Raw genomic sequence first — 6,873 nt, forward strand, 5'->3', positions numbered from 1 at the left:
TTTCATTGTCTAAATATGTATTTATTTCTAATAGTACGAAACCTAATCAAGATGAGTATGAGTCATTAGAGGATATAAAGTTATCCAATGTAAATAGACCATGTCTAAAAATAGCAAATGAAATGGGATATGATGTTATATTGGGTGTTAATAGAAAATATCCAGAAAAACTCAAATGTCCTGAAATGGATATTACTTTTTATGACTCTCATACATTTAGAAGTATATTTGCTTTCAAGGATAATTATATTGCTTATAAAAATCTGTGTGAGATATTAAAAAAAGGTGAGGTAGAAGTCATTCATTGTAACACACCTATTGGTGGCTTTATAGGAAGAGTATGTGGCAAGAAATATAAGGTACCTAAAGTTATATATACAGCTCATGGCTTTCATTTTTATAAAGGAGCACCTTTATTTTATAATACAATTATAAAATGGATTGAGTTTTTTCTAGCACATTGGACAGATGTTATTATAACAATGAATGAAGAAGATTATCAGAATGCATTAAAAATGAAATTAAGAAATAATGGTAAAGTTTATAAAGTCAATGGTGTAGGTATAAATATAGAAGAAATTTCTAATATTGATTTAAATAGATTAGATGCACGAAAATCAATGAATATAAATATGGATGAATTTGTTTGCATAGGAGTTGGAAGAATAGAAAAAAATAAAAACTATGAAATGTGTATTAAAGCTATTCATCAGACTAAAAATAAAAATATTCATTTTCTAATTTGTGGTGATGGGAAGAAAAGAAAAAAATTAGAAAAGCTAGCTAAAAAATTAAATGTAGAAAAGCAAATTCATTTTTTAGGATACAGAGAAGACGTATTCAAATTATTGAAAGTTTCAGATTGTTATTTATCAACATCTAAAAGGGAAGGTTTACCAAGAGCGTTGATGGAAGCAATGTCAGTTGGATTGCCTTGTATTGTAAGTGATGTTAGAGGAAATAGGGATTTGATTAATCATAATGAAGGTGGTTTTTTGGTATCACCTAAAGATTACAAAGAAATAGGTGCCAGAATAAATTTATTAGTTAATAATCCCAATCTAAGAAAAGAAATGAGTAATATTAATCTAGAGCGAATAAAAGCGTATGATGTTAAGGGGGTTAATAACTTGATTAAAAAGATATACTTAGAAGTATCTGAGATATAAACAATTTGTTGATTTGTAGAGGAGATGATAGATTTGAGAGTTTTGTTTATAAGAAGTAATCCGGTATCTCCAGATTCTCGATTAGAAAAAGAAGTTAATACATTAATTAATGCTGGACATAACGTTACAATACTATGTTGGGATAGAGATTCAAATTATCAGGAAAAGAAAGAAAAAAAAGAATTATTTGATAATTTTTGTGATATTTATCGTATTGGAATAAAAGCAACATATGGTGGAGGAATAAAAATGAATTTTTTTCCATTAATAAAATTTCAATATCAAATAGTAAGGCATTTAAAAAGCCACAAAGATTATGAAGTAATACATGCATGTGATTTTGATACTGGTTTTATTAGTTATTTATTCAAATCAAAAAAATTTTTTGTTTATGATATTTATGATTATTATGCTCATTCTTTTAATGTTCCAAATTTTATAAAAAAAGTAATTGAGTTTATTGAAAATTACCTTTTTAATCATTCGGATTATTCAATAATTTGTTCTGAAAAAAGATTAAAACAGATATCAAATATTAAAACTAATAAAATTTGTATTATACATAATTCTCCAATGAAATTTGAGGTAAAAGATTATAAATTCCAATTTTCAAATAGAGTAAAAATAGTTTATGTTGGAATTTTAGGGGAAAATAGAATGATTAGGGAACTTGTAGAGGTAGTAAAAAAAGATAGTTCGATGGAATTGCATATAGGAGGGTTTGGACCACTTGATAGTTTTATTTCTGACGCTTCAAATAAATATGAGAATATTGTTTTTTATGGAAAGATTCCGTATCAAAAGACTATCTATTTAGAACAAAAATGCGATATAATTCCAGCTTTATATAGTCCAAGAGTAAAAAATCATGTTTATGCAGCTCCAAACAAATTCTATGAAGCAGGTTTTCTAGGTAAGCCGACAATAATGATAAAGAATAGTGGGATGAGTGAACTTGTTGATTCCAACCACTTAGGTTTGACTATTGAGGATAATAAGGAATCATTACGAAATGCATTAGCCAAAATAGTTAATGAAATTGATTATTGGAAATTACAATCAGAAACTATAAAAGAGTATTATGAAATTAATTTTTCATGGGAAGAAATGAGCAAAAGGCTAGTATATCTTTATGATGATTTGGAGAAAGATAAATGTTAATCATTGTTATCGAGATACTCATGTATATATTACTAAGTAAAAGGCTGTTAAAAAAAAGATTGTTTAATTATAAATTGTTAATTTTTACCCTATTTATTCAATTGTTAATTTTAATATGTTACCGAATAGAATTAACGACTCTTGGTAGAGAAGTATACTATAGTGATGCATACAATTATTGGGAACAGACAAAGCTATTACTTGCTGACATAAATAATTATTCGTTAATTGATAAAATTACAGGTGGACAAACTTTTTATGTATTATTTTGTTATTTAATTCAGAAAACTTCGTTATTTCAATCTCCAATTCTTCTTAACCTATCAAATTTATTATTGTTGAATAATACGATTTTTATTTTTGCATATCTTTTAGATAAAATTAATATACGAGCATCTACAATAAAATTCTATCTTTTTTTCTTATTAAACAATCCACTGATAATATATTCACTTATTAGAAATATGAAAGATGCTCTAATCTTATTCTTAACTGTACTTTTAGTACTTTTTTTTATTCGATTTATAGAAAATAAAAATAAAATTTATATAGTGTATATAGGCATAATATTATACATATCTGTTAAAATAAGACCTTGGAGTTTTCTTAATATATTAATACTGCTAATTATTTATTTTAATTATAAAAGAGAAACTATAAAAAAAGATAGGGCGTTAAAAATGATATTATTATTTTTAATTTTAATTGTATTTGCTACTTTATTTTTAAGTAAATATTTTAGTAGTATTAATCTATGGTTACCTATTATGCTTGAAAACACGTTGAAAAATGGATATATTTCTAATTTTTTATCACCATTTAAAATTCTTCTTGGTCCTGGACCATTGCGTTCAATATTAGGTTCAAAATATTTCCTTTATACAACAACAATAGGAAATATATGTTCGTTTCTAGGATCATTAATTTGGTGGTTCTTTATGGCATATATGATTGTAATATTAATATATAAGAAAAAAAATAAAAAAAATCTTATTGGACAATGTTTTTTAGGAATTTTTATTATATATATTATTCTATATTCTATGCAATATGGAGGTTCACTTGAATTGAGATTTAGAGCTGTAATTTATGTTATTTCTACAACGACCTTTTTTTCTTATTATGATTATATATTTATAAGGAAGCATCTTGTAGATTATGCTGTCATATTGAGTTTTGTGTTTATTATAGGATTAATTGCTAGTATTTAATAGTTAAGGCATATAATTTATTAAATACTTCTATCTATTAAAATTTGATGAGTATTTAATTTATATATTTTATCAAATCATATATATGTGTGGATGATAAATAAAATTAATAATTTTGAGGAGTTAAAATGAAAAAAATAATGTTAGTATTTGGGACACGCCCAGAAGCAATAAAGATGTGTCCATTAGTAAATGAATTAAAGACTAGAGATAGTATTGAAACTACTGTTTGTGTAACAGGACAACATAGAGAAATGTTAGATCAGGTATTACATGCATTTAACGTTAAACCGGATTATGATTTATCTATTATGAAAGATAAACAAACTTTATTTGATGTTACTACAAATATATTAAATAAAATTAATGAAGTTCTAAAAGAAGTTAATCCTGATATAGTGTTAGTACATGGAGATACATCAACTACCTTTGCTACAGCATTAGCTTGTTTTTATTTGCAGATTCCTGTAGGACATGTGGAAGCAGGACTGAGGACTTATGATATCTATTCACCTTTTCCGGAAGAATTTAACAGAAGAGTTGTTAGTATTATAGCAAAATATAATTTTGCTCCAACTGAAATGAGTAAACAAAATTTATTGAATGAAGGTGCAAATGAAGAGAGTGTATTTGTGACTGGAAATACTGCTATTGATGCTCTGCGAACTACAATAAAGGATGATTATAATCACCCAGAGTTAGAATGGGCAATAGGGTCTAAACTTATTATGTTAACAGCGCATAGAAGAGAAAATTTTGGAGAACCAATGCATCATATGTTTAGGGCAATTAGAAGAATTATAGATGAACATGATGATGTTAAGGTAATCTATCCAATTCATATGAATCCAGTGGTTAGACAAATCGCTAAAGAAGAACTGAGTAATTGTGATAGAGTACATATTATTGAACCGTTAGATGTTTTAGATTTTCACAATTTTCTAGCTAGAAGTTATATGATACTCACTGATAGTGGAGGTATTCAAGAAGAAGCTCCGTCATTAGGCAAACCGGTATTAGTTATGAGAGATACTACAGAAAGACCAGAAGGTGTTAAAGCTGGTACTATAAAATTAGTTGGAACAAATGAAGAAAAAATATATAGAGCGTTTAAACTGTTATTGGTGAATCAAAATGAATATGAAAAAATGTCATGTGCATCTAATCCTTATGGTGATGGTTATGCAAGTAATAAAATAGTTGACATTTTATTATAAAGGGAAGGAAACAAATATGGTATTAAGTTTATGAAGGTCGTATATGTATTAACAAGTGATGAAAAAGATTACTTTTTAGAAGAATTGTATTTATCATCCTATTCATTAAAAAAATATAATGAGGTTACCAGTATCTTATATACCGATAATGATACAAATGAATCATTTAAGATTGATAATAGAAAAAAATGTTGAAATATATAGACCAAATTATAGTTAAACAATTTGATAAAAATATTGATAAAAAAAAGAGATCTAGAATTTTAAAAACATCATTTAGAAATGAAATAGATGGTGATTTATTATTCATAGATGTTGATACAGTCATCTGTGGTGATTTACTCTGTCTAGATGAGTTGTCTTGTAGTATTGCTATGGCTTTAGAAGGAAATGATGTGCTATCAAAATTTTATAGTATTAATGGCTTAAAAAATACACTTGATAAATATAATTTGAAAATGGGGGTGGGAGATTACTATTTTAATAGTGGTGTTATATATGTGAAAGATAATTTACTCACACGGAAATTTTTTAAAGATTGGGAAAAACAATATATTTTATATTATGAAAAGGGATTAACTTTTGATCAAGGTACACTCAATCATCTTAATAATATATATAGCGGATTAATTCAAGTACTTCCAAACGAGTATAATTGTCAATGTGATTTAGGATTAAAATATATAGGCAATGTTAAAATTTTGCATTATCTTGGGTTGAATACTTTTAACGATGTTGCAAAACTTAATTTTTCATTTTCTAAATTTTCGGATAAAAATATTTATGAATATATTAAAAGCAATGGAAGAATCAGTCAAGATATTCAGTCAATGGTAGAAAATGCTAAATTTCAAGTTAAAGACGGTTTTTTTGTTAGTAAAGATTCAATAACATATAGTTTAATTTTTTCCAAATGTTTTAAAATATTAAGATATATATATGCACATCAAAAAAAAATATATTATTTTCTTGAAAACGTTGTTTTCAAGAAAATATGACAAGGAAGAGTAAATATCAGAAATTTAATTAATAAATTTGATATATTTGTATAAAGTATTTAAATACAGATTCTTATGATGATTTTTTTGTACAGTATAACAAAATAAAGGTTCAGATATAAGAACAATATAATATATACCAAACGTCATTGCAGCAATTTATAAAATCAGCATAGGACGGTGAAATTTTATGAAAGGTCTTTGCATACTTAACTCAAACGACTTTGAATTACTAGTAAAATTTGTTAGAGATCAACATTTATTATGTGATTATACCCAAATTCATATTGATGCATTAGAATCAATATTTGCTTATATAGTAAAATGTCTTTATTGTGAAGAGTATCATATCATTAAGAATGGGTATTATAAAAATGGCTTGCAAAGACGGAAATGCACTAACTGCAATAAATTGTTTTCAACAGTAAAGGGTCTATATTAGATAATACTAAATTTTCTTCTCTTATATGGCTGAAATATTTGATTATTATGAGTGAAGATAAAGGTATAATTAAATGTAATCACTTTAGTGGTGTTGTAAGTATTCATGTCTTAACAAATTGATTAAAAATCATTCCTACTTTCGTTAAAATAAGAGAGATTACATTTTGGGTATAATCTAATTTATTTACTAAGCTGAATAAAACGATTAGTTACAAAACTTTTATTCGTAATTATTTGTTTTTGCGTAGGTAATAATGATTTATAAAATGCATATAATTCTATTTGTATAGGAACCCACGTTTTTTATTTCATCTCATAATTTTGGTTGATACTGTTTGAAAATTTAATGGTTTTATTTTGAAAAAATATTTGTGTTCGCGTAATATCAAACGTTTGGGAATGGAGGTAAAAATGAAAATAGCAGTTGCAGGAACAGGATATGTAGGATTAAGCATCGCTACATTATTGGCACAGCATCATGATGTTGTCGCTTTAGATATTATCAGGGAAAAGGTGGATATGATCAATAATCATATCTCACCTATCCAGGATAAGGAAATTGAAGATTATTTAAAAAATAAGGATTTAACACTAAAAGCAACTCTTGATAAAGATGTTGCTTTTAAAAATGCAAAGTTTATCGTCATCAGTACTCCTACTAACTATGATGAGT

At 26.0% G+C, this 6,873-nt stretch carries 7 protein-coding genes and 1 pseudogene; all 8 read left to right on the plus strand.

The features are described from left to right. The first annotated feature begins 5 nt into the window (after window positions 1-5). Window positions 6-1,169, plus strand: a complete 1,164-nt coding sequence (locus BN1865_RS01100) for a glycosyltransferase family 4 protein (protein WP_050635419.1) — start codon at window positions 6-8, stop codon at window positions 1,167-1,169. Window positions 1,170-1,202: 33 nt separating this feature from the next. Then, window positions 1,203-2,330 carry a glycosyltransferase gene (locus tag BN1865_RS01105; RefSeq protein WP_050635420.1) on the plus strand — a complete coding sequence of 376 codons (1,128 nt, stop codon included), beginning with the start codon at window positions 1,203-1,205 and terminating at the stop codon, window positions 2,328-2,330. Then, window positions 2,324-3,541 (plus strand): hypothetical protein, encoded by a 1,218-nt coding sequence (locus BN1865_RS01110; RefSeq protein WP_050635421.1) that lies wholly within the window; start codon window positions 2,324-2,326, stop codon window positions 3,539-3,541. Before BN1865_RS01105 ends, BN1865_RS01110 begins: the two co-directional genes overlap by 7 nt. 140 nt (window positions 3,542-3,681) lie before the next feature. Next, window positions 3,682-4,758, plus strand: coding sequence for a non-hydrolyzing UDP-N-acetylglucosamine 2-epimerase (gene wecB / locus BN1865_RS01115; protein WP_304438547.1), 1,077 nt, complete (start codon window positions 3,682-3,684; stop codon window positions 4,756-4,758). Window positions 4,759-4,788: 30 nt separating this feature from the next. Further along, window positions 4,789-4,953 (plus strand): hypothetical protein, encoded by a 165-nt coding sequence (locus BN1865_RS18255; RefSeq protein ID WP_157844066.1) that lies wholly within the window; start codon window positions 4,789-4,791, stop codon window positions 4,951-4,953. Beyond that, on the plus strand, window positions 4,947-5,756 hold the full coding sequence (locus BN1865_RS01120) for a glycosyltransferase (protein WP_050635423.1): 810 nt from the start codon (window positions 4,947-4,949) through the stop codon (window positions 5,754-5,756). The genes BN1865_RS18255 and BN1865_RS01120 overlap by 7 nt, the downstream gene beginning before the upstream one ends. A 190-nt stretch (window positions 5,757-5,946) precedes the next feature. Beyond that, window positions 5,947-6,198, plus strand: a complete 252-nt coding sequence (locus BN1865_RS19055) for an IS1/IS1595 family N-terminal zinc-binding domain-containing protein (RefSeq protein WP_050635424.1) — start codon at window positions 5,947-5,949, stop codon at window positions 6,196-6,198. A 413-nt stretch (window positions 6,199-6,611) separates the two neighbouring features. Next, window positions 6,612-6,873, plus strand: a pseudogene (locus BN1865_RS01130) (UDP-glucose 6-dehydrogenase); the annotation flags it as partial.

Origin of the sequence: Candidatus Stoquefichus sp. SB1 (assembly GCF_001244545.1) — a bacterium.
Taxonomy (GTDB): Bacteria; Bacillota_I; Bacilli_A; order Erysipelotrichales; family Coprobacillaceae; genus Stoquefichus.

Bases quoted from the DNA above. Each gene is read 5' to 3' on its own strand.
- BN1865_RS01110 (WP_050635421.1), top strand. From the start codon at position 2,324: ATGTTAATCATTGTTATCGAGATACTCATGTATATATTACTAAGTAAA.
- wecB (WP_304438547.1), top strand. From the start codon at position 3,682: ATGTTAGTATTTGGGACACGCCCAGAAGCAATAAAGATGTGTCCATTA.
- BN1865_RS18255 (WP_157844066.1), top strand. From the start codon at position 4,789: ATGAAGGTCGTATATGTATTAACAAGTGATGAAAAAGATTACTTTTTA.
- BN1865_RS01120 (WP_050635423.1), top strand. From the start codon at position 4,947: ATGTTGAAATATATAGACCAAATTATAGTTAAACAATTTGATAAAAAT.
- BN1865_RS19055 (WP_050635424.1), top strand. From the start codon at position 5,947: ATGAAAGGTCTTTGCATACTTAACTCAAACGACTTTGAATTACTAGTA.